This is a genomic window from Streptomyces sp. NPDC020845 (assembly GCF_044334165.1).
In the GTDB taxonomy this organism is placed as follows: Bacteria; Actinomycetota; Actinomycetes; order Streptomycetales; family Streptomycetaceae; genus Streptomyces.
In genome coordinates this window covers 175309-196564 of record NZ_JBIRSJ010000018.1, presented here as the reverse complement: position 1 = coordinate 196564, position 21256 = coordinate 175309, and the positions used below count along the sequence as shown (strand labels likewise).

At 68.8% G+C, this 21256-nt stretch carries 19 protein-coding genes and 3 pseudogenes; 14 read left to right on the top strand and 8 right to left on the bottom strand.

Annotated elements, in window-relative coordinates; genetic code table 11:
* Positions 1–3 precede the first annotated feature (3 nt).
* The 4 genes from ACH4U7_RS40825 (at position 4) to ACH4U7_RS40810 (ending at position 5114) form a co-directional block, all read left to right on the top strand.
* On the top strand, positions 4–1278 hold the full coding sequence (locus ACH4U7_RS40825; RefSeq protein ID WP_398532832.1) for a glucarate dehydratase family protein: 1275 nt from the start codon (positions 4–6) through the stop codon (positions 1276–1278).
* Between the two features lie 7 nt (positions 1279–1285).
* On the top strand, positions 1286–2269 hold the full coding sequence (locus tag ACH4U7_RS40820; protein ID WP_398532831.1) for a 2-hydroxyacid dehydrogenase: 984 nt from the start codon (positions 1286–1288) through the stop codon (positions 2267–2269).
* A 90-nt stretch (positions 2270–2359) separates the two neighbouring features.
* A complete protein-coding gene (locus ACH4U7_RS40815) occupies positions 2360–4114 on the top strand; it encodes an alpha/beta hydrolase (protein WP_398532830.1) in 1755 nt (584 codons plus the stop codon).
* A 58-nt stretch (positions 4115–4172) separates the two neighbouring features.
* Positions 4173–5114, top strand: coding sequence for an NAD-dependent epimerase/dehydratase family protein (locus tag ACH4U7_RS40810; protein WP_398532829.1), 942 nt, complete (start codon positions 4173–4175; stop codon positions 5112–5114).
* 6 nt (positions 5115–5120) lie between these two features.
* On the opposite strand, the pseudogene ACH4U7_RS40805 reads toward ACH4U7_RS40810, so the two are convergent.
* The 6 genes and pseudogenes from ACH4U7_RS40805 to ACH4U7_RS40780 form a co-directional block, all read right to left on the bottom strand.
* Positions 5121–7040: pseudogene (locus ACH4U7_RS40805) on the bottom strand (glycosyl hydrolase family 28-related protein); the annotation flags it as partial.
* A 73-nt stretch (positions 7041–7113) separates the two neighbouring features.
* Positions 7114–8712 carry a glycoside hydrolase family 13 protein gene (locus tag ACH4U7_RS40800; RefSeq protein ID WP_398532828.1) on the bottom strand — a complete coding sequence of 533 codons (1599 nt, stop codon included), beginning with the start codon at positions 8710–8712 and terminating at the stop codon, positions 7114–7116.
* 59 nt (positions 8713–8771) lie between these two features.
* A complete protein-coding gene (locus ACH4U7_RS40795) occupies positions 8772–9647 on the bottom strand; it encodes a carbohydrate ABC transporter permease (RefSeq protein ID WP_398532827.1) in 876 nt (291 codons plus the stop codon).
* Positions 9644–10600 (bottom strand): carbohydrate ABC transporter permease, encoded by a 957-nt coding sequence (locus ACH4U7_RS40790; RefSeq protein ID WP_398532826.1) that lies wholly within the window; start codon positions 10598–10600, stop codon positions 9644–9646. The genes ACH4U7_RS40795 and ACH4U7_RS40790 overlap by 4 nt, the downstream gene beginning before the upstream one ends.
* A 5-nt stretch (positions 10601–10605) precedes the next feature.
* Entirely contained in the window at positions 10606–11946 is a 1341-nt protein-coding gene (locus ACH4U7_RS40785) for an ABC transporter substrate-binding protein (RefSeq protein WP_398532825.1), read from the bottom strand.
* A 157-nt stretch (positions 11947–12103) separates the two neighbouring features.
* On the bottom strand, positions 12104–13102 hold the full coding sequence (locus tag ACH4U7_RS40780) for a LacI family DNA-binding transcriptional regulator (RefSeq protein WP_398532824.1): 999 nt from the start codon (positions 13100–13102) through the stop codon (positions 12104–12106).
* A 188-nt stretch (positions 13103–13290) separates the two neighbouring features.
* On the opposite strand from ACH4U7_RS40780, the pseudogene ACH4U7_RS40775 reads away from it, so the two are divergent.
* The 6 genes and pseudogenes from ACH4U7_RS40775 to ACH4U7_RS40750 form a co-directional block, all read left to right on the top strand.
* Positions 13291–13335, top strand: a pseudogene (locus ACH4U7_RS40775) (hypothetical protein); the annotation flags it as partial.
* A 55-nt stretch (positions 13336–13390) separates the two neighbouring features.
* Positions 13391–13663, top strand: a complete 273-nt coding sequence (locus tag ACH4U7_RS40770) for a hypothetical protein (protein ID WP_398532823.1) — start codon at positions 13391–13393, stop codon at positions 13661–13663.
* 213 nt (positions 13664–13876) lie between these two features.
* A complete protein-coding gene (locus ACH4U7_RS40765; protein ID WP_398532877.1) occupies positions 13877–14416 on the top strand; it encodes a ThuA domain-containing protein in 540 nt (179 codons plus the stop codon).
* A 143-nt stretch (positions 14417–14559) separates the two neighbouring features.
* Positions 14560–14781, top strand: coding sequence for a thiamine pyrophosphate-binding protein (locus tag ACH4U7_RS40760; protein ID WP_398532822.1), 222 nt, complete (start codon positions 14560–14562; stop codon positions 14779–14781).
* Positions 14778–14858: pseudogene (locus tag ACH4U7_RS40755) on the top strand (hypothetical protein); the annotation flags it as partial. The gene ACH4U7_RS40760 and the pseudogene ACH4U7_RS40755, both read left to right, overlap by 4 nt.
* Before the next feature lie 356 nt (positions 14859–15214).
* Positions 15215–15910, top strand: coding sequence for a thiamine pyrophosphate-dependent enzyme (locus tag ACH4U7_RS40750; RefSeq protein WP_398532821.1), 696 nt, complete (start codon positions 15215–15217; stop codon positions 15908–15910).
* A gap of 149 nt (positions 15911–16059) precedes the next feature.
* Here ACH4U7_RS40750 and ACH4U7_RS40745 read toward each other — a convergent pair whose 3' ends face one another.
* Both ACH4U7_RS40745 and ACH4U7_RS40740 read right to left on the bottom strand, forming a co-directional pair.
* On the bottom strand, positions 16060–17361 hold the full coding sequence (locus tag ACH4U7_RS40745; RefSeq protein ID WP_398532820.1) for a cytochrome P450: 1302 nt from the start codon (positions 17359–17361) through the stop codon (positions 16060–16062).
* A 125-nt stretch (positions 17362–17486) separates the two neighbouring features.
* A complete protein-coding gene (locus tag ACH4U7_RS40740) occupies positions 17487–18005 on the bottom strand; it encodes a helix-turn-helix domain-containing protein (RefSeq protein ID WP_398532819.1) in 519 nt (172 codons plus the stop codon).
* 121 nt (positions 18006–18126) lie between these two features.
* Here ACH4U7_RS40740 and ACH4U7_RS40735 point away from each other — a divergent pair, with 121 nt between their 5' ends.
* From ACH4U7_RS40735 to ACH4U7_RS40720, 4 genes are all read left to right on the top strand, one after another.
* Positions 18127–18618 (top strand): YbaK/EbsC family protein, encoded by a 492-nt coding sequence (locus ACH4U7_RS40735; protein ID WP_398532818.1) that lies wholly within the window; start codon positions 18127–18129, stop codon positions 18616–18618.
* A 78-nt stretch (positions 18619–18696) separates the two neighbouring features.
* Positions 18697–19287, top strand: a complete 591-nt coding sequence (locus ACH4U7_RS40730; protein WP_398532817.1) for a 1,4-alpha-glucan branching protein — start codon at positions 18697–18699, stop codon at positions 19285–19287.
* A 198-nt stretch (positions 19288–19485) separates the two neighbouring features.
* On the top strand, positions 19486–20571 hold the full coding sequence (locus tag ACH4U7_RS40725; RefSeq protein ID WP_398532816.1) for a helix-turn-helix domain-containing protein: 1086 nt from the start codon (positions 19486–19488) through the stop codon (positions 20569–20571).
* A gap of 118 nt (positions 20572–20689) precedes the next feature.
* Complete coding sequence (locus ACH4U7_RS40720) at positions 20690–21238, top strand: DUF1062 domain-containing protein (RefSeq protein WP_398532815.1); 549 nt, start codon at positions 20690–20692, stop codon at positions 21236–21238.
* The last annotated feature ends 18 nt before the right edge of the window (positions 21239–21256 follow it).

Here is a 21256-nt window from a genome sequence, read left to right as displayed (position 1 = left end):
TTCATGGCTGGGACGGCTGAACGCATCGCCGAAGTCACGGTGACCCCGGTGGCTTTCCGGGACTACCCCTTGCTCAACACGGTGGGAGTGCATGAGCCGTACGCGCTGCGCACCATCGTCGAAGTCACCACGGAAGGCGGCGTCACCGGCATCGGCGAGACCTACGGCGGCAGCGTGCACCTGGAGCGGGTGCGCCGGACCGCCGAGGAACTCGTCGGCATGGACGTCTGGAGCCTGAACGACCTGCTGCTGCGCACCCGCCGCGCGCTCGGTTCGGACACCGCCGGAGGCGACGGCATGTCCGGCATGGTCACGGGCAGCAGCACGGTGGACCGCGTGGTGTCCCCGTTCGACGTCGCCGCGCTGGACATCCAGGGCAAGCTGGTCGGGCGGCCGGTCAGCGACCTCCTCGGCGGCACCGTGCGTCCCTCCGTCCCCTACAGCGCCTACCTCTTCTATAAGTGGGCCGGACACCCGGATCAGGCGGACGACGACTGGGGCGCCGCGCTCGACCCGGAGGGGCTGGTCGAACAGGCCCGGCGCATGATCGACCAGTACGGTTTCTCCTCCATCAAGCTCAAGGGCGGTGTCTTCACTCCCGACGAGGAGATCGCCGCGATCCGCGCCCTGCGGGAGGCCTTCCCCGAACTGCCGCTGCGGCTCGACCCGAACGCCGCGTGGAGCGAGGAGACCTCGCTCCATGTCGCCCGGGAACTCGATGGAACCCTCCAGTACCTGGAGGATCCGACCCCGGGCCTGGCCGGTATGGCGGCCGTGGCACGGCAGACCGACACACCGCTCGCCACCAATATGTGCGTCGTCTCCTTCGACGACCTCGCCCCTGCGGTCGCGCAGGGCTCGGTGGGCATCGTGCTGGCCGACCACCACTTCTGGGGCGGTCTGCGGCGCGGTGCGCAACTCGGCGCGATCTGCGAGACCTTCGGCCTCGGCATGTCCATGCACTCCAACTCCCATCTGGGCATCAGCCTCGCCGCGATGACCCATCTGGCCGCCGCCACGCCACGGCTCACCTACGCCTGCGATACGCACTGGCCGTGGAAGCGGCCGGACGAGGACGTGATCGCCCCAGGAGTGCTGCGGTTCACCGAAGGGCAGGTCGACGTGCCCACCGCTCCCGGACTCGGCGTGGAGCTGGACCGGGACGCGCTCGCCCGACTGCACCAGCAGTATCTCGACTGCGGGCTGCGCGACCGCGACGACACCGGCTATATGCGCCGCTTCGACCCCGACTTCGACCCCACCACGCCCCGGTGGTGACCGCGCCATGCGCATCATGCTCAACCACCGGATCCTGAGCAGGTTCAGCGAGCGGCTGAGGACGCGTACCGAGGGCCACCACGAGTGGCTGGAGGCCTCCGACTGGGACGCGGAGCGGATAGCCGACGCCATCGGCGACATCGACGTGTACATCGGCTCACAGCTCACCGAGGACGACGCGCGGCGGGCTCGACGGCTCCGACTCGTCCATGTGGTCGGCGCGGGCTACGACGGCATCCCCCTGGGGGCACTGGGGCCGGATGTGATCGTGGCCAACACCCACCACCACGGCAGATCGATCGCCGAACACGTCCTGATGTGTGTGCTGATGCTGTCCCGGCGTGTGCTCGCGGCCGATCAGGAGCTGCGTGCGGGGCGGTGGCGGAACGTCGCCGTCGACGCCACGCTGCCGTTCGGGGACACCCTGCGGGGGCGGCGCGTCGGCGTCATCGGCTTCGGGGAGACGGGGACGGAGATCGGCCGGCTGTGCCAGGCGGTGGGCCTGGGCGTACGGGCCGTACGCCGCGATCCGTCGGCCCCCCTGCCGGACGATCTGCGGCCCGACTGGGTGGGCGGCACGGACCGGCTGCCGGAACTGCTGGCCGACTCCGACATCATCGTGGTCACCGTTCCGCTGGGCGCCGCGACCCGCGGGTTGATCGGACCGGCCGAGCTGGCCGCGATGGGCCGCCACGCCCTTCTCGTCAATGTCGCCCGCGGCCCCGTCGTTCAGGAGGAGGCGCTGTACGAGGCGCTGTCGGCCGGCACCATCGCCGGCGCGGCCCTCGACGTATGGTGGGCCGGCCCGCCACATGCGCCGAGCCGGCTGCCGTTCCACACCCTGCCCAATGTGGTGATGACACCGCACAACTCCGGCCATACCGAGGAAACCTTCGCCGACCGGGCCACCGAGATCGCCGCCAACATCACCCGTCTGGCGAACGGGAGTCCCCTCACCCATGTGGTGCGTGGAGCTGAGATGTCGAGGTAATTCCCGGTCCCCACACCCACACAGCGGAACTCACGTAAACTTCCCGTCCGTTATTGCGCTTGGTTAGGTTCGGGGATGGGGGCCCGCTGCATGGTGACTTTCGCGCAGTTGAAGGCGGTCGACCCCGCCCAGTTCGAGCAGGCGGCGGACGGCTGGCACAAGGTGAGCAGCAGTGCCAGTGCGGCCAAGGACCGGCTGAACAATGAGATCAACGCAAAGCTTCGCGGGGGGCTCAAGGGGCAGGGGGTCGGTGCGGCGCTGGGGCGGCTGGAGCGGCTGAGTGGGAACTTCCACTATATGCAGGTGGAGTGTGCGCTGATTCTGACGGCGTTGAACGGGCTGGCCGCGGAGTTGCGAGCGGCGAAGAAGAAACTGGACAACGCCGTCCAGGACGCGCAGGACGCCGGGATGACCGTCAAGGAAGACGGTTCGGTGGAGTACAAGCCGCCGCTGGTGCTGCTTCCGGGCCAGGAGTACGAGCCGCCCGGGAACGGCCGTACGCCGTATGTCACGACGACGCCGAAGCAGCGGGCCCAGGGGTTCGCCGACCGGATCGGTGACGCGCTCAAGGACGCGACCGAGGCGGATGGCAAGTACGCCAAGGCGCTGGGCAAGCTGATCACGACGGCCGATCTGTCGGTCACCAAGGACGACTGGATCGATGCGGACAACGACCGGGGGGCGGTTGAGAAGACGGTCGGGGACTATCTGCGCGACGTTCCCAAGGACAAGTCGCCCAAGGACAACGCGGCCTGGTGGAAGCGCCTGAGCAAAGAGGAGCAGGCGGAATACATCTCCCTCTTCCCGGCGAGCGTCGGCAAGCTGGACGGCCTCCCCGTCGAGGACCGCGACGAGGCCAACCGCGTCGTGCTCAATGAGCAGCGGGCGAAGTACCAGACCGAGCTGGCGAATCTGCCGCCCGAGCCCAAGCCGAAGAATATCCTCGCCGGACGCTCTTACATGATCAACCCGGAATGGCTCAAATGGGACAACCGCAGGAAGCATGTGAAGTCCTCTCTCGACGGCCTGAACGCCATTCAGGAGCGTTTCGATGTCACGGGAAAGGTCGACCCCTATCCCAGCAAGAGACCTTCCGGTTACAAACCGACCGGCGACGGGCTGCCGCCCGCGTATCTGCTGGATATCGACCCCGAGAACAACGGGCGCGCGATCATCGCGAACGGCAACCCGGACACGGCCGATCACACCGCCGTGATGGTCGACGGCACCAAGAGCAAACTCGGCGCCATCCGCACACCCATCGTCAGGGGCACCAATCTGTGGCAGGCCGCCAGCGCGATGCCGGGCGAACCCGAGGTGTCGACCATCACCTGGCAGGGCTACGACGCTCCGCAGAACCTCTTCCCGGAAGGCGCGTTGAACAGGTACGCCGACCGGGCGGCGGGAGATTTCAACGACTTCCTGTCGGGGCTGCACACCTCCCACAGCCCGTCGGCCAATGACCATCTGTCGGTGCAGGCCCACAGCTACGGGAGCGTGGTGGCGGGTTCCGCCGCCCGCCAGGGCACCCTGGAGGCGGACGATGTGATGTTCAGCGGCAGCCCCGGCGTCCAGGTGGGGAGGGCCGAGGACATGGACGTACCCCCGGGGCATGTGTGGAACCAGAAGGCGAAGGACGACCCGGTCCCCAGGCTGGGGGCGCCCACCCATGGCCACCACGAGGGTCTGACCCAGTTCATCACCCCCCACGACCGCATCTTCGGCGCCAACCAGATGTCCACCGACACCAGGGGGCACGGAAACTACTGGGTGGCCGGTTCTGAGAGCCTGGAGAACCAGGCGCGCGTCGTGGTGGGGCGCTACGACGAGGTCCAGCTGAAGTAGGCGCTTCCTGCGCGGCCCGCCGTCGAGCCGCCCCGCATACGCGCGCTAGTGTGCGGGTGTGAGCCGCCATGTCGTCATAGGGTCCGGGCCCGCAGGGGCCGCCACCGCTCGGCTGCTGGCCGAGCGGGGTCATACGGTACGGGTCATCACCAGGTCGGGCCGGAGCCCGGAGCCCGGCATCGAACACATCGCCCTGGACGCGACGGACAGCGAGCGACTGACCGCGGCCACGCGGGGCGCGGCCGCGGTCTACAGCTGTGCCGCACCGCCCTACCACCGCTGGGTGGGCGAATGGCCGACGCTGGCCTCGTCGCTCTGCGCGGCGGCCGAGGCGACCGGGGCCGTCCTGGTCATGCTGGGCAACCTCTACGGCTACGGTCCGGTGGACGGCCCCATGACCGAGGAGCTGCCACTCGCCGCGACCGGCCCCAAGGGGCGGGTCCGCGCCGCCGTGTGGGAGCAGGCGCGGGCACTGCATGAACAGGGCCGTATCAAGGCGGTCGAGGTACGGCCCTCGGACTTCTTCGGGCCCGGCGTGACCGACGGCGGACACTTGGCCGCCCGGGTCATGCCGCGGCTGCTGCGCGGCAAGCCCGTCTCCACGCTCGGCGATCCGGACGCCCCGCACAGCTGGAGCTATCTCCCCGATGTGGCCAGGGCCCTCGTTGATGTCGCGGGCGAGGAACGGGCCTGGGGACGGGCCTGGCACGTACCGACGGAGCCCGCGCGGTCCACCCGGCAGATGGTCGACCACCTCGCCGCCCAGGCGGGAACGGGGCCGGTCGCGGTGCGCCGGCTGTCGCCGGCCGTACTGGGCGTCGCATCGCTCTTCTCCCCGCTGCTCCGCGAGCTGAAGGAGATCCGTTACCAGTTCGACCGGCCGTTCGTGGTGGACGCGAGCGCTTACGAGGCCGAGTTCGCCGTACGGGCCACCCCCGTCGACGAGCAGGTCGAAGCGACGGTGGCCTGGTGGCGGGAGCGGTTGGCGGCCACCGGGTGACATCTAGCGCAGGTCGGTGCTCTGCGGCAGGTTGAGGGTGACGGCGTTGCCCCGTGCCGGGTCGAAGCGCTAGTCCTGCGCGCCGACCACCGTGGAGTACGACGAGCCGGGGGTGTGGACGTCCTGCGAGCCGGTCGCGGTGGCCGGCCGGCCCTTGAGGAGGTTGCGGGCGAGGTCCGGGTCGGGGTTGCCCTGCCCGGGCTGCGGCCAGGTGGAGCAGTCCGACCAGGTGCTGTTCCAGCCGGAGTTGCCGCCGCCGTCGGTGAGCGCGAAGGAGCCGGAACCGGCCGGGTAGGGGCAGTTGTAGATGCCCGCCACGCCGACGCCGGTGGCCGCGACACCACCGAGCTTCGCCGCCCCCTGCGCCTCGGCCTGGACGACGACGGTTCCGGTGTTCTTCACGGTCGCGCCGGTCACGTTGACGTTCTTGACCGCGTAGCCGTGGCCGCCGCCGGAGACGAACTCGAACGCGCTGTAAGGGCTGTCCTTGATGGTCGTGTTGGTGATGTTGACGGTGGCGTTGATGGCGCTGTCGTAGGAGTCGACGCGCAGAGCCCCCATCGGGTGGTTCCAGTTGGGGTTCATGGCGCCGGTGCGGACCAGCGTGTTTCCGTCGACCGTGATCGTGCCGGAGAGGGGATGGAAGGGGTCGAGGAACTTCTGGTTGGAGATGGCGATCCCGCTGCCGAGGGCGTTGGTGTCGGAGATCAGGTTGTTCTTGACCGCGATGTCGGTGCCGCCGTAGATCGCGATGCCGTTGGCGAGGTTCGGTTGCGAGATGGTGTTGTTCTCGAAGCTGCTGTCGGTGTCCGGCGCATTCAGCGACCACATGGCGAGCGCGTCGTCGCCCTGGTTGCGCAGGAAGTTGTCGCGGACGCGCACGCCCTTGGCACTGCCGTTGAGGTTGAGCCCGTCGGCGGTGGTGTCGAGGATGCGGTTGTGCTCGACGACGAGGTTGTCGTTGTTGCCCATCAGCCAGAGGCCCACCTTCAGGTGCTGCAGCCACATGCCCGACACGCTGGAGTTCGGGCCGAGTGAGCCGTTGACGAAGTTGTCGGGGTTGGAGTCGACGCGCTCGGTGACCTCCCCGATGACCGCGAAGTCCTTGATGTGGACGTTGCCGGACGAGCTGGACTGGTCGATGAAGCGCGAGGTGTGCACGGTGGAGTACCAGTGCCCGGCGCCCTGCAGGGTGACGTTCTGGACGCCGCTCAGAGAGGAGGTCAGCTTGTAGTCGCCCGGTGGGATCCAGACCACGCCGCCCTGGGCGGAGGCGATGGCGTCGAGGAACGCCTGCGTGGAGTCGCCCTGCCCGGTCGGGTCGGCGCCCTTCGAGGTGACGGAGACCGATCCCGCGGGCTGAGTGGCGGCCGGCTCCGCCTGCTCGAAGTCGACCACGTCGACGGTGGCCTGGACGTTGCCGGCCTCGAACGCGATCTTGTCGCCGGCCTGGACGTTCTGGCCGAGTAAAAGCCGGGCGTTGTCGTAGAAGTGGTGGGTCTTTGCCCCGGCGATCCAGCCGGTGTCCACGTACGAGTACTTGGAGGTGACCGTCAGGGTCTTCGCGAGCTTGGTTCCGTTGACGTACACGTTGAGCGTGCCGGACTGGCCGTCGGGCACGCTGTAGGCGACGTTCACGGCGTTGGCCGCGCGGGGCGCGGTGAATTCGACGCGCTGGCCGGAGGCGAGACGGACGGCCTGGCGGCCGGATGCCTCGGAGGCGAGGGTGGACTGGGTGTAGTCGGGGCCGATCTTGGTGCCGGTGGTGGTGGCCGACTCGGCCTCGACCGAGGTGAAGGGGAGGGCGGCGCCCGCGGCGGCGTGCGCGGCGGTGGGAGGCAGGACGAGCAGCATGCCGGCCGCCAGGGCCACGGTTGCGCCGATCGCCGGCATACGCCTGACCGATCCGAAGGTATTGCTGCGCATGTGCTGATCCCTTCGTGTGGGGGGAGGGAGTGTGTGTGGGGGGAGAGAGAAGGAAGCGCCGTGCGGTGGCGGCTCAGCCGCGCAGCCAGGCCGCGGTGTCCCGCGGCAGGCGGCCACGGTCGTCCAGCGGTCCGCTGGCCAGCAGGAGCCGGGAGTGGGCGGGCAGCCGGGCGGGCGTGTCCGCGAGGTTCACCACGCATATGAGCCCGTCCGCACCGGCGAAGGCGAGGACGTCATCGGGGGCGGGGAGCCAGGTGAGCGGGGTGTCGCCGAATCCGGACGCGGCACGGCGGATACGGAGGGCCTCGCGGTAGAGGCTGAGCATCGAGCCGGGGTCCTGCGCCTGGCGGTCGGCCGCGTAGCCGGGCCAGTCGGCGGGCTGGGGCAGCCAGGGATCGACGCGGGAGCCGAAACCGGCGTACGGCGCTTCGGCCGCCCACGGCAGCGGCACCCGGCAGCCGTCCCGACCCGGGTCGGTGCCGCCGGAGCGGAAGTGCATCGGGTCCTGGACGCGGTCGCGGGGGATGTCCGCCTCGGGCAGGCCGAGCTCCTCGCCCTGATAGATGTAGACGGCGCCGGGCAGGGCCAGCGACAGCAGGGCGGCGGCCCGCGCCCGCCGGGTGCCGAGAGCGAGGTCGGCGGGGGTGCCGAAGGCCTTGGTGGCGAAGTCGAAGGCGGTGTCCTCGCGGCCGTAGCGGGTGACCGTACGGGTCACATCGTGATTGCACAGCACCCAGGTGGCGGGCGCGCCCACGGGAGCGTGCTGGGCGAGCGTCTCGTCGATCGACGCCCGCAGGCGCCGGGCGTCCCAGGGACAGGCCAGGAAGGAGAAGTTGAAGGCGGTGTGCAGCTCGTCGGGGCGCAGGTAGTGGGCGAAGCGCTCGGTGTCGGGCAGCCACACCTCGCCGACGAAGATCCCGCCGTATGCGTCGGCCACCGTCCGCCAGGAACGGTAGATGTCGTGCAGTTCGTCGCGGTCGACGTAAGGGTGCCGGTCACGACCCTCGACGAAGTCGGGCAGGCGGGGGTCCTTCACGAGCAGGGCGGCCGAGTCGACGCGGACGCCCGCGACGCCCCGCTCGAACCAGAAGCGCAGGATGTCCTCGTGTTCCTGGCGGACGGCCGGATGGCTCCAGTTGAGGTCGGGCTGCTCGGGGGCGAACAGGTGCAGATACCAGCCACCGTCGGGCAGCCGGCTCCAGGCCGGACCGCCGAACTGTGATCGCCAGTCGTTGGGCGGCAGCTCACCGTGGTCGCCGCGGCCCGGCCGGAAGTGGAACAGCTCGCGCTCGGGACCGCCGGCGAGCGCGGCGCGGAACCAGGGGTGCTGGTCGGAGACGTGATTGGGCACGATGTCGACGATCGTGCGGATGCCCAGCTCCCGCGCCTCGGCGATCAGCTTCTCCGCCTCGGCCAGGGTGCCGAAGGCCGGGTCGATGGCGCGGTAGTCGGCGACGTCGTAGCCGCCGTCCTTCAGTGGCGACAGATACCAGGGCGTGAACCACAGGGCGTCGACGCCGAGTTCGGCGAGATACGGCAGCCTGGCGCGGACGCCCGCGAGGTCGCCGGTGCCGTCGCCGTCGCCGTCGGCAAAGCTGCGCACGTACACCTGATAGATGACCGCGGAACGCCACCAGTCGCGGTCCGTCCGGGCAGGGGTGGGCTGTGCCACGGCGGTGCCTTTCTGTCGAGGGGCGGGGCGGGAGTCGGCCCTTTGCGCTGCGGGCGGGGTCAGCCCTTCGTGCTGCCCGCGCTGATCCCGGCGATGATGTGCCGTTGGAAGACGAGGAACAGTGCGACCATCGGGATGCTGGCGATGACCATCGCGGCGATGAGCACGGTCAGCTGAATGTTCTGGGACAGCTGGACCAGTGCCACGCTGATCGGCTGCTTGTCCGGGTCGGAGAAGACCATCAGCGGCCACAGGAAGTCCTGCCACACCGCGACCAGCGCGAAGATGGACACCACGCCGAGCACGGGACGCGACATGGGCAGCACGACCGACCACAGGGTGCGCAGCTTTCCGGCGCCGTCGATCTCGGCGGCCTCCAGCACATCGCGCGGGATCTGGTCGAAGAAGCGCTTGAGGAGATACAGGTTGAAGGCATTGGCGACCGCCGGAAGCCAGATCGCCAGAGGGTCGTTGAGCAGGCTGGTGTGGATCAGCGGCAGGTCGGCGACCGTCAGGTACTTCGGTACGACCAGCGCCTGGGCCGGGACCATCAAGGTGGCGAGGATGCCGCCGAGGATCACCTTGCCGAAGGCGGGCTTCAGCTTGGACAGGGCGTAGGCGGCGGCCGTGCAGAACACCAGCTGGAACAGCCAGGCACCGGCCGCCTGGACCACTGTGTTCCACAGATGGGTCGGCAGCTGCATGAGCTCCCAGGCGTCGGTGTAGCCGGTGAGGCGCCAGTGGGACGGGACGAGGGTGGGCGGCGTCCGGGCCACCTCGTCCGGTGACTTCGCGGCGCCGGTCACCATCCAGTACACGGGGAACAGGAAGGCGAGCGCGAAGAGCACGACGACGCCGGCGAAGACGGTCCAGTAGACGGCCTTGCCGCGGGGGCGGGCCAGGGCCGCGGGGGAGACGAGGGTCCGGGTGCTCATGCGTCCTCCTCACCGGATCGGGTCAGTCGCAGATAGAGGGCGGAGAAGAGCCCGAGCAGCACCAGGAGCATGACGCTCAGCGCACAGGCGCCACCGAAGTCGTTGTAGAGGAAGGCGTACTTGTAGATGAGGTACAGAACGGTGACCGTGGCATCCTCCGGGCCCCCGCCGGTGATCACGAAGGGCTCGGTGAACACCTGCATCGTCGCGATGATCTGCAACAGCATCAGCATGAGGATGACGAACCGGGTCTGCGGAATGGTCACATGCCGGATGCGCTGCCACAGATTCGCGCCGTCCAGCTCGGCGGCCTCGTACAGCTCACCGGGGATGGACTGCAGCGCCGCCAGATAGATCAGGACCGTGCCGCCCATATTGGCCCAGGTCGCGACGGCGACCAGGGATATCAGGGCGGTGTCGGCGCCGTTGGTCCAGTTCGAGGTGGGCAGGTGCAGAAAGCGGAGCGCCTCGTTGGCCAGGCCGGCGCCGGGGTCGTAGAACCACTTCCACAGCAGGGCGGTGACCACCGGCGGAATCATCACCGGCAGATAGACCACGACCCGGAAGAACGCCTTCGCGTGCCGGAGTTCGTTCAGCACCAGTGCCAGTACGAACGGGATCGCGAAGCCGATGAGCAGGGCGAGCACGGTGAAGGTGAGCGTGTTGCGCCAGGCGGCACCGAACTCGGGGTCGTGCAGGACCCGGGTGAAGTTGGCGGTGCCGACCCACTCGGGCGCGGAGCCCGGTGTGTACGTCTGGAAGGCGATGACCACCGCGCGGATCGCCGGATACCAGGAGAAGAGGGCGAAGCAGAGCAGGCCGCCGAGGAGGAAGGCGTAGGCGCGGGCCTGGTCGTGCAGGCGCCGCCGCCCCGGGCCCGCCACCGGGGGCGGTGCCTGGACGGGCCGTGCGGCGATCGCGTCGGCGGGGCGCCGGGTCGCGGTCCTGGTCATCGGTGTCAGCTCCGCGCCAGGATGCTGTCGATCTTGCCGGAGGCGTCATCGAGGAGCGCGTCGATGTCGGCGTCCTTCTTGGTCAGGACCGCGGAGACGGCTCCGTCGAGGACGGAGTAGATCTGCTGGGCCTTCGGCGGCTCGATCTTCATTCGCAGGTCCTGGTTGCCGTCGAGGAAGGCCCGGTAGTTCTCCACGGGGACATTGGCGTTGGCCGTCTTGATCCGCTGGTCCTTGGCGTCGGCGGCGCCGGTGAACAGCCGCGGCTCGGGCAGGCCGACGGGGGCGTCGCGCTTCTTGGCGCGGGCGTAGTCGCCGAGGAAGCCCTTGCCCGGCGTGAGGAACATGTGGTCGAGCCACTTCAGACCGGCTCGGATCTGGGCGGGGGAGTCCCCCTTGTGGAACATGTAGCCGTCGCCGCCGATGAGCGTCCCCTTGCCGCCGGGCATGGGGGCGATGGCGAGGTCCTTGTAGTCGCCGCCCTTCTCCTTGACCAGGATCGGGATGTTGTCGGGCGCGGCGAGGTACATGCCGAGCTTGCCGGAGCCCATCAGCTGCTGGACGTCGTTGAGGATGAGGAGCTGCTTGCTGCCCATGGAGTCGTCCGCCCAGCGCATATCGTGCAGGTTCTGCAGGACGGCGCGCCCCTCGGGGGTGTTGATGGTCGCCTTCTTGCCGTCGGGGCTGACGACGTCGCCGCCTTGGGAGTACAGCTCCGCCGTGAAGTGCCAGCCGCCCTGGTTCTGCGCGCTGTAGTCCGCGTAGCCGATGGTTCCGCCGCCCAGCTCCGCGATCTTCTTGGCGTCGGCGCGGACCTCCTCCCAGGTCGTCGGCGGCTTGTCGGGGTCGAGGCCGGCCTTCTCGAAGAGCTTGCGGTTGTAGATCAGGCCCATCGAATAGCCGGTGCGCGGGATGCCGTAGACCTTGCCGTCGACCGTGTAGATGTCGCGCAGTTCCTTCCGGATGGTGTCGTAGCTCTTCAGCTCCTTGATGTATGGAGTGAGATCGGCGGCCTGACCGATGTCGACGACGTGCTTGGCGTCGGTGAAGTACGTGTAGAAGACGTTCTCCATCTGGCCGCCGGCGAGCTTGGCGTCGAATGTCTTCGGGTCCTGGCAGGGGAACGCGTCGTGCGCGACAACATCGATGTCCGGGTTCTGCTTTTCGAAGGAGGCGACGTCCTCCGCGAATAACGCGTGGTCGACCCTGGCGCTCTTGGGCGGCATGCAGTTGACGGTGATACGCGTCTTTCCGCTCGCCGCGTCGTTGTCCGAGCCGCATGCGGTGAGGACGAGGGCGCAGGCACTCAGCATGATGAGGCGACGACGGAACCCGGTGCTTCTCATGGTGGACCCCTCTGGACAGGAGCAGGGAAGCCCCACGCCGGTGGGCGGAGCGCACACAGCCGTGGGTGCGCCGCACACTCAAGCACCGTCGACATCGTGCTGCAAGATGTCGCGCAGAAACTGAAAACAATCGACAGGATCCGAGTCCGGGTCGAGTTCACCCCTGCGGGGCTTGCGCGGTGGAGCCGCGCACCACCAGTTCGGGCTCGAACAGCAACTCCTCGGCCTGTACGGCCAATCCGCTGATCTGCGCGTTCAACAGCTCCACCGCCGCCCTGCCCATGGCCTCGATGGGCTGGCGCACGGTCGTGAGCGGCGGCTCGGTGCAGCTCATGAGCGCGGAGTCGTCGTAGCCGATGACCGATACCTGCGACGGCACGCCGAGTCCCTTGCGGCGCGCGGCCCTGATGGCCCCCAGGGCCAGCGGGTCGCTGGCGCAGACGATGCCCGTGACCCCCCGGTCGATCAGCCGGGAGGCCGCGGCCTGGCCGCCCTCGATCGAGAAGATGGCCCGGGCGACGAACTCGTCCGGCAGGTCGCCGGCGACGGCTCGGGCGGCGGCCAGCTTGCGGGCCGACGGCATGTGGTCACCCGGCCCGAGCACGAGCCCGATCCGCTCATGGCCGAGGGAGGTCAGATGGCGCCAGGCCTGCTCCACCGCCACGGCGTCGTCGCAGGAGACGCCCGGGAAGCCGAGCTGTTCGATGGCCGCGTTGACCAGCACCACCGGGATGTTGCGGTCGGCGAGCAGCCGGTAGTGGCCGTGCTCCGCGTCGGCCTGCGCGTACAGGCCGCCGGCGAACACCACGCCGGAGACCTGCTGTTGCAGCAGCAGGGTCACATAGTCGGCCTCGGAGACCCCGCCCTTGGTCTGTGTGCACAGCACCGGAGTCAGCCCCATCTGGGCCAGTGCCCCACCGATGAGCTCGGCGAACGCCGGGAAAATGGGGTTCTGCAGCTCGGGCAGGACCAGTCCGACCAGGCGGGCGCGGTCGCCGCGCAGCTGCGTGGGCCGTTCGTAGCCGAGGACGTCCAGGGCGGCCAGCACCGACTGCCGGGTGGCTTCGGACACCCCGGGCTTGCCGTTGAGCACCCGGCTGACCGTGGCCTCGCTGACCCCCACCTTTTTCGCCACTTCGGCAAGTCGTCGCGTCATACACGCAAGAGTATCGCAAGTTATGCAAGTCGCTTGCGTAAATGCTCTATCGGCTGCCTCGCCGTCTCCTGAGCGCCATCAACAGGCCAGTTGGCCAGGCGGGTTGGGCCGGGTGTCGGCCCGACCAGTGAACATTGCAGTGGTTGCAATTATGTCCTACGGTTTTGATCTTGACTGCTCTGCGCCTGGTGTCGGAGCGCGGGCTCGATCACGTCACGGTGGAGGACATCAGCGAGGCGGCCGGAGTGTCGCCGCGGACGTACTTCAACTACTTCGCCACCAAGGACGATGCGCTCATCGGCGACCACTTCGTCGACGGCGACGACTTCTGCGCCCAACTTCTCGCCACTGATCCGGGCCCTTCCCCTCCTCGGCGCGCTGCGCCAGGCGTTCGTCCCGAGCGTCGAACGCCTCCAGGCGGAACAGGACCTGTGGTTCCTCCGGATGAAGATGATCTGCGGGAACCCGTTCATGCTGCCGCGGCTGCTGGCTCGCGGTGCGGTGGCCGAGGAAGCGGTGGTCAGTGCCGTCGCGACCCGCACCGGGGCCGAATCCGTATGAACCGGCCGAGCCGGGCGCGGACAGCGCCGCCGCCACCGGCGGCGCCCCGGTCCCGCCCGAGGGTCCCCACCCGGCCGGCCCGCCGGGGGCAGCACCGCCCGGCCGGATGTCGGCCAAGGCGGTCAGCCTGGCGCTCTCCGGACTGCTGCTTGGCATGTTCGTGTCTAATCTTGCCTCGACGATTACCAGGTCGCCGAACAATGGGCCCTCCCGATCTTCAAGGACCTGGGATTCGACGTCGACGAGACCAACGACATCTTCGCGCTCGACGCCGACCTCACCGGCTACGACCTCATCGCCCTCAACTGGAACAACGCCCCGCTGTCCGAGGGACTGACCGCCGCCCAGGAGACGAGTCTTCTGGGGGCGGTGGAGGTCGGCACCGGGATCGCCGCCTGGCACGGCGCGGCTGCCGCGTTCCGCATGAGCCTGAAGTACCACTGGCTGATCGGCGGCAGCTTTCTCGAGCACCCGGCCGGAGATGGCGTGAAACACCCCTACCAGGTCACCATCACGGACACCGGCCATCCGATCACCGCAGGGGTCAGGGACTTCCGCGTCGCCTCGGAGCAGTACTACATGTCGGTCGACCCCAACAACCACGTACTGGCCGAGACCACCTTCACCGGCGAGCACCTGCCGTGGCTGGACGGAAGACCATCCCGCAGGCGTGGACACGGACCTGGGGACAGGGCCGGGTGTTCTACAGCGCGGTCGGACACGACCTCGACGACCTGTAGAACCCGGACGTGACCCGGCTGTGTGCCCAGGGCTTCGCCCGGGCCGCCCGGCGGAGCGCATGACCACTACGTCGTGATCGCTACGTCATGACCACTGCGTCGTGACCACTGCGTCGTGACCACAAGAACCGAACCGAGCTGAGTGGGAGCAACCACATGCCTGTCCTCACCGGAGGCCAGATCGTCGCGCGAACCCTGCGCAACTACGGGGTCGACTACGTCGCCGGCATTCCCGGCCACGGCATCTGGTCGCTGACCGACGCCTTCCTCGACGACGAATCCAAGATCCCCTTCATCCAGACCTTCCACGAGCAGAGCGCCGTCCACCTCGCGGACGGCGCTCTGCTCGTGTCACCGGCCGCCCCCAGGCCGCGGTGACCTCCATCGGCGCCGGCGCCAGCAACACCGTCATCGGCATGGGCACCGCCTTCACCGACTCCACCAGCGTCCTGGTCATCACCGGCGGCCCGCCCACCCATACGCGCGGTCACGGACTGCTCCAGGAGCTCGACCGTTACACGGCCAACGACTTCCCCAAGGTGGCCGAAGCCGTCAGCAAACGGCACTGGGTCGTCACCCGTGTCGAGGAGCTTCCCTTCGTCCTGCACCGCTGTTTCAACTCCATGCTGACCGGCCGTCCAGGCCCGGTGCACCTCGAAGTACCGATGGATGTGCAGGTCGAGGCCGCGCACGTGGAGCTCCACGACCTCGAACGGCGCCTCCCCGTCGGCCGCCAGCACCCCGACCCCGAAGCCGTGGAACGCGCCGTCGACGTACTGCGCACCGCGACGCGACCGGTCATCGGGACTGGGTGGAGCAACTGGCCGGCCGCCGCGACAGCGACCGCTTCCTGTTCACCTCGCAGCGCCCACTGGGCGCCCTGCGGTCGGTCCTGCCGCGCGACGCGATCATCGTCGCCGGTTCGGGCAACACCCAGGGCGCGGTCAAGCAGACGTTCCCCGTGTACTCACCGCGCACCCACCTCACCTCCGGCGGCTTCTCCTCCATGGGCTGGGCCGTCCCGGCCGCGATCGGCGCCAAGCTGGCCCGGCCCGACCGGACAGTGGTGTGCGTACTCGGCGACGGCGACTTCCTCATGACGGCCCAGGAGATCGCTCTGAGCGTCACCGCCGGAGCGCCGGTGGTCTTCGTCGTCCAGAACAACGCGGGATACATGTCGATCCGCGGTGGCCAGCGCAAGCAGACCTCGCGCCACATCGGCGTCGAGTTCTCGCACCCCGACGGCTCGCCGTACAGCCCCGACTTCGCGGCCATGGGCCGGTCCTTCGGAATCCAGTCGTGGAAGGTCACCGACACCGACTCCCTGGAGCCGACCCTGCGCAAGGCCGTCCAGTCGGGGGCGCCCGCCCTGGTCGAGGTGGTGACGGACCGCGACGCCGCCGGCCCCTGGGTGCCCGGCTGGTGGGACTTCCCGGTGCCGGCGTACATCACGGACGAGCGGCAGAACGAGTACCAGCGGGCCAGGGCCACCGAGCAGCACCTCTGAGAACGGCATGCCTGAGAGGGCCCTACGCCCGGTTCCGTAGTTCCATCGACCGCCCGCGCAGCCGAAGACCCCCGAGGATCCGGCTGCACGGGCGGTCGGCATGAGGCCCCGAGACTCAACGGCCCAACCGGCGCGGGTGACCGGGCGCTCTACGAGCCGTCCGGAGTGGGTGTGATGGTGGCGGGCATCGGGCCGTCGGGGCGGACGGTGAACCCGAAGACCGGCGAGGCCGGGATGGCGTGGAAGGAGGGGGAGAAGGCGGGCAGCAGGTGCTCCAGGAACACGGTCATCTCGCGCATGGCGAACTGCGCGCCCAGACACGCTCGTGCGCCGAGGCCGAAGGGGTAGTACGCGCCGTGCCGGGAGGAGGGGCGGCCCTCGTCCGCGGTGGTGAACCGCTCGGGGGCGAATCGCTCGGGCTCGGGCCACAGCGCCGGGTCGCGGTGGGTGAGGTACGGGCATACGAAGATGTCGGTGCCGGCCGCGATGTGGTAGCCGGCGAGGGTGTCGTCCTCGGTGGCGTGACGGGGGATCAGCCATGCCGACGGATAGAGCCGCAGGGTCTCCGAAGCGAGAGCCCGGATGGCCCTCTCGCGCTCGGGTGAGCCCGCGGGGCCCGCGTTCAGTGCCCAGCGGCGGGCTTCGGGGTGGCGGTCGAGCAGCAGATACAGCCAGGACAGCGTCGTGGCAGTGGTCTCGTGACCGGCGGCAAGCAGGGTGACCAGCTCGTCGCGGATCAGCTGGTCGGTGTACTCGGGGTGGGTCTGGCCGGCGTCCACCAGAACGCTCAGCAGGCCGGGGCCTTCCGGTCCCGCCTCTCCTTGGCGGGCGGCCGCGATCGCGTGTTCGGCGACGGCGTCGATCCTCGCGAGGTCCGCTGCCACGGTGGCGCGCAGTTCGGCTACGTCGGCCGACGCGGAGGGGGTGGCCGGCAGGGCGGCCCCCACCGCCTCGACCGCGGCGAGTTCGCGGTTCGTGGTCTCGTCGAGGGGGTGGCCGGTGAGGGAGCGCCAGATGGTGTCCAGAGCGAAGAAGCGCATGTCGTCGCCGACGTCGGTCGGCGTGCCGGTACGTGCGCACTCCGCCCAGTGGTCGGCGGCGCGGCGTGCGGCGCCGACGATCCGCTGCTCATAGCGGCGGATCCCCGCTCCGGTGAACTGGGCCTGGAGAAGGCGGCGCTGACGCTTCCACGGTTCCCCGACGGCCGAGAGCACCCCGTCTCCCACCAGCACGCGGGCCCGATGGGAGCGCTTGACGTAGCGGTCAGGGTGCAGGGCGAGGACGTGCTGCACCGCCTGCGGGTCGGTGACCAGCACCGTGGGGCGCGGACCGAGGCGCACCGCGCTGACCCCGCCGAGCTCGCGCGCCTGGGCCAGCAAGTCGACCACTGCCCCCGAGGTCGAGTGCCACCTCTTGACGGCCTCCGGAGCGAGTTCAGGAGGCAGGGGCATGGCACCGGGCCTGGGTGACGGGGAGGGGACGCCTTGTGGGGCTGTGGTGGCCAATGTGCTCTCCTGCTGGATGACTGTGTCTGTGGGCATTGGGGCCGTCGGTCCGGTGCGGGGCCGATAGTGCATCACTGCGGGTAGCGCACGACCAGCAGCGCCTCGACGTCTCCGAATGGTGCCTGATACAGGTGTGGTACGTCCGCGGCCCAACTCCCATGCATACCAGGGCCGATCGAGACAGGAGCGGAAGGGTCACCGACGCGTGCGGTGCCCGCGAGTACGACGATGCGCTCTGTGGTGCCGGGGGAGTGGGCGGCGGACTCCTGCGTCGTTCCGGCGCGGATGCGTATTCGGTAGGTTTCCGTGACCGCGGAGGCGTCTTCGAATCGCTCGGTGAGGACGGCGTCCACGGCGCGACCGGAGATCTCGGCGGGAAGCGCGAGTCCGTGCAGCACTGTGCTGAGAGGCACCTTGAGCGCTGTCGTGAGGGCGTAGAGCGTTTCCAGTGTGGGGTTGCGCCGCCCACCTTCCAGTTCGGAAAGTGTTCCCTTGCCGATGGCGGACCTGCGCGCCAGCTCGGACAGTGACAAATCCTGAGCTTCGCGCAACTCCCGCAGGCGCAAGCCGACGCGAGCGGCCAGATCCATGGCTACCCCTTCTCGCCACCGAGGCTCGGTTGATCTGGTGCCTCGCGAGATCTATCGTTCCACATGCAGAACGTTCTGTATATGGAACGCGCGATGGTACGACGCTGTACGGAGGAGTCACATGGCGTCCCAGGAAAGTACGTCCCTGCCCGTTCGCAGCATGCAGGTGGCCCGCGTCCTCGCCGCGGCCGGCATCGCCGGCCAGGTGCGCGAGCTGACGGAGTCGGCGCGCACGGCGGCCGAGGCCGCTTCAGCCCTGGGGTGCGACGTGGGCGCGATCGCCAACAGCCTCGTGTTCATCTCCGACGATGAGCCCGTGCTGGTGATGACCAGCGGCCGACACCGGGTGGACACCACCGCGCTCGCCGCCCGATGGGGACGTGGCAGGCTCCGGCGCGCCACCGCCGAGCAGGTACGTCAGGCCACCGGACAGGCGATCGGGGGCGTGGCGCCCGTCGGCCACCCCCGCGCCCTTCCCGCCGTGGTCGACGAAGTCCTGACCGACTACTCCCGGGTCTGGGCTGCCGGTGGAACTCCCCACACGATCTTCCCCACCACGGCAGGCGAACTCGTCCGGCTCACGGGGGGACTGCTGCTCCCGGTTGGCCCATGAGAAGGGACAGCCGTTTCTTGTAGGTTCGACACGTCCCGTTAAGGGGACGTGTCCAGATCTACGTATGAGGGAGCTCGCATGGCCTCCATCCACCACACCACCATGACGCCCACCAAGCTGGAACTGCTCAGCGAGTGGCTGCCGAAGCAGAGCTGGTACGTGGGCAACGCGGAAACGCCGGAACTGGTGAAGGCCGGTGGGTTCCGTTTGGACGACCCGGAGGGCGCGGTCGGGATCGAGTTCATGGTCGTGGTGGACCGCGCCGCGCAGGAGCCGGTGGCGTATCTGGTGCCGATGGGATACCGCGGTGCGGCGCTGGAGGGCGCCCCGAGCGAGGCGCTGATCGGCACCTCTGAGCACGGGGTGCTCGGTACCCGGTGGATCTACGATGGCGTCCACGACCCGGTGGTGATGGCGCAGTTGCGCGCGCTCCTGCACGGCGAGGCGGTGCCGCAGCACCAGAGCAAGAGCGACACCCCTGACGCGACCGTCACCGTGCACGGCACTGGCACTGACGACGGGCTTGATGTTCACGTCAACCGCGTCCTGCGGCCGGCGGAGGCCGAGGCCGAGGCCGCGCAGAGGTCGTCCGGACACCTCGTCGCCGGGTGGACCTGGCCGAACGGAACGGCGGCACGGGGCGTATTCGTGGCCGTGGCGCCACGGTAGGAGGTCGTGTGAGGCTCCGCTGACCGCCAGGCCAAGCAGCAGTTCGGTCCCGTCGGGATCTTCCGGCCGCAAGCCGGTGTACTCGGGCTGCCACCAGCGGATTCAAGGTTTATGGCAGGCCTCGGTAAGCCCGGCTGTGCATGGTCGTTCCACCACCGAAGAACCGTAGGTGTGACCGGGGGATATGGGGGGTGGGACATGTTGGTGACCGAGTTCAGCACGGAGGTTGTGGCACCGCCGGAGCGGTTCGAGCTGTTCAGCGAAGTGACCGCGCGATCGCACGTGCCCAACCGATTGCGCAGCAACGATCGGGATGACTTCCGTGCCAATATGCGAGTTCTGCATTTGGGGGAGTTAGAGGTCTCCACGATGTCCTTTTCGCATCTGGAGATCGTGCGAACGGCGAAGCTGATCCGGCAGTACGATCCCGATGCGTACCAGATCAACTATCTTCTCGGTCAGGAGGGAGCTCTCTCCCTGGCCGGACGTGACACCGCGCTGCGGGTCGGTGACCTGGTGGTGATGGATACCAGTCGGCCCTATCACGGCGATGTCCACGCCGTCCGCGGCGGTTGGTCGCATATGACCGTGCAGTTCCCTCGGAAACTGCTGCCGCTGCCGGAAAAGGCGGCGCAGTCTCTCCTCGGCGTCTCGATCAACGGGCGCCGCGGCATGGGCGGGGTGTTCACCCGCTGGCTGACCGACCTCAATACGCGCGCCGGCGAGTTCACCCCAGCCGATGTCCCCACCCTCGCCTCGGTCACCCTGGACCTCTTGGCGTCCGCACTCGCCCGCTGCACGGATGCCGAGGAGGCGCTGAGTCCGGAGACCCGCAGAAACGCCCTGCGGACCCAGATCAACACCTTCGTCGAACAGCATCTCACCGACCCGGATATGACTCCCCAGACGATCGCGGACGCCCACCACATCTCTCTGCGCCACCTCCAGCAGCTGTTCGCCGAGAGCGACACGTCACCAGCAGCCTGGATACGCCGCCGCCGTCTGGAACGCTGCCGCGACGACCTGGCCAACCCGAGTCTGAAGAGCCGACCGATACAGACCATCGCAGCCCGCTGGGGCTTCGCCGACCCAGCACACTTCAGCCGCCTGTTCCGGGCCACCTACGAGATGACCCCGCGGGAGTACCGACACCTGGCCGTGCCCTTTCGCCGTGGTCCTGAGACGGGCGGGGTGGGCGGGGGCCGGTATGCGTCTGTCCCTGGGTTAACCAGTGGACCAGTGCCGCTGTGCGCCACTACCGTGCTGCCGAATCAAGTCGTCTAGTCAAGGACGTGCCGTTGTACACCCTGTGAGACCTCCCGAGCGCTGATTTGTCGCGCGTCGCGCATATGCGCCGCGCTGCTTTTTGCTGCGGACTTCTCACTGAAACCGGTGTACTTCTGTGCTCAACAACTGGGTGGTCGTGCCCACCTGCCTGCCGCTCGTTCGCCGCCGTTGCCACGCGTGCGCGTCCGAGCGCTTCCGGGCGAGCGGTAAATTTCGCGTCAACGCAAACCACAAGCTCATCGACGCCTGGCTCCTCGTGCTCTGTACCGCTTGCGGGGAAACCGCAAAGCTCACGGTCCTGGAGCGGATGAACGTGCGCTCCGTACGACCCGAGCTGCTGGACCGGCTGCATGACAACGACCCTGGGCTGACAGCTGAGCTGCTCCAGGATCCGGTCGTGCAGCGCCGTAATCGCATCGCCCTCGACTGGGACAACGCCTGGCGTCTCGACACCGGCGGATCGGATCACCTGGACCGCGAGGTGATCGACGTCTCGGTCCGCTTTGTGGCGCGGATTCCTGTCCGGCCGGTGCGACTGATCGCTGAAGGTTGCGGTCTTTCGCGGGCCGAGGTCGAGAGGCTGATCACGGAGGGCAAGCTCGTTTCGGCAGTCCGGCTGAGCGGCAAACACTCCGACGACTTCACCTTCACGCTCAAGCGCTGAGCCCTCCTCGGGACCAGG

Excerpts from the sequence above, each read along its gene's own strand:
- ACH4U7_RS40825 (WP_398532832.1), top strand. The coding sequence starts at position 4 with ATGGCTGGGACGGCTGAACGCATCGCCGAAGTCACGGTGACCCCGGTG.
- ACH4U7_RS40760 (WP_398532822.1), top strand. The coding sequence starts at position 14,560 with ATGCCTGTCCTCACCGGAGGCCAGATCGTCGCGCGAACCCTGCGCAAC.
- ACH4U7_RS40785 (WP_398532825.1), bottom strand. The coding sequence starts at position 11,946 with ATGAGAAGCACCGGGTTCCGTCGTCGCCTCATCATGCTGAGTGCCTGC.
- ACH4U7_RS40790 (WP_398532826.1), bottom strand. The coding sequence starts at position 10,600 with ATGACCAGGACCGCGACCCGGCGCCCCGCCGACGCGATCGCCGCACGG.
- ACH4U7_RS40745 (WP_398532820.1), bottom strand. The coding sequence starts at position 17,361 with ATGCCCCTGCCTCCTGAACTCGCTCCGGAGGCCGTCAAGAGGTGGCAC.
- ACH4U7_RS40815 (WP_398532830.1), top strand. The coding sequence starts at position 2,360 with ATGGTGACTTTCGCGCAGTTGAAGGCGGTCGACCCCGCCCAGTTCGAG.
- ACH4U7_RS40725 (WP_398532816.1), top strand. The coding sequence starts at position 19,486 with ATGTTGGTGACCGAGTTCAGCACGGAGGTTGTGGCACCGCCGGAGCGG.
- ACH4U7_RS40820 (WP_398532831.1), top strand. The coding sequence starts at position 1,286 with ATGCGCATCATGCTCAACCACCGGATCCTGAGCAGGTTCAGCGAGCGG.
- ACH4U7_RS40730 (WP_398532817.1), top strand. The coding sequence starts at position 18,697 with ATGGCCTCCATCCACCACACCACCATGACGCCCACCAAGCTGGAACTG.
- ACH4U7_RS40740 (WP_398532819.1), bottom strand. The coding sequence starts at position 18,005 with ATGGATCTGGCCGCTCGCGTCGGCTTGCGCCTGCGGGAGTTGCGCGAA.
- ACH4U7_RS40795 (WP_398532827.1), bottom strand. The coding sequence starts at position 9,647 with ATGAGCACCCGGACCCTCGTCTCCCCCGCGGCCCTGGCCCGCCCCCGC.
- ACH4U7_RS40735 (WP_398532818.1), top strand. The coding sequence starts at position 18,127 with ATGGCGTCCCAGGAAAGTACGTCCCTGCCCGTTCGCAGCATGCAGGTG.
- ACH4U7_RS40780 (WP_398532824.1), bottom strand. The coding sequence starts at position 13,102 with ATGACGCGACGACTTGCCGAAGTGGCGAAAAAGGTGGGGGTCAGCGAG.
- ACH4U7_RS40770 (WP_398532823.1), top strand. The coding sequence starts at position 13,391 with ATGCGCTCATCGGCGACCACTTCGTCGACGGCGACGACTTCTGCGCCC.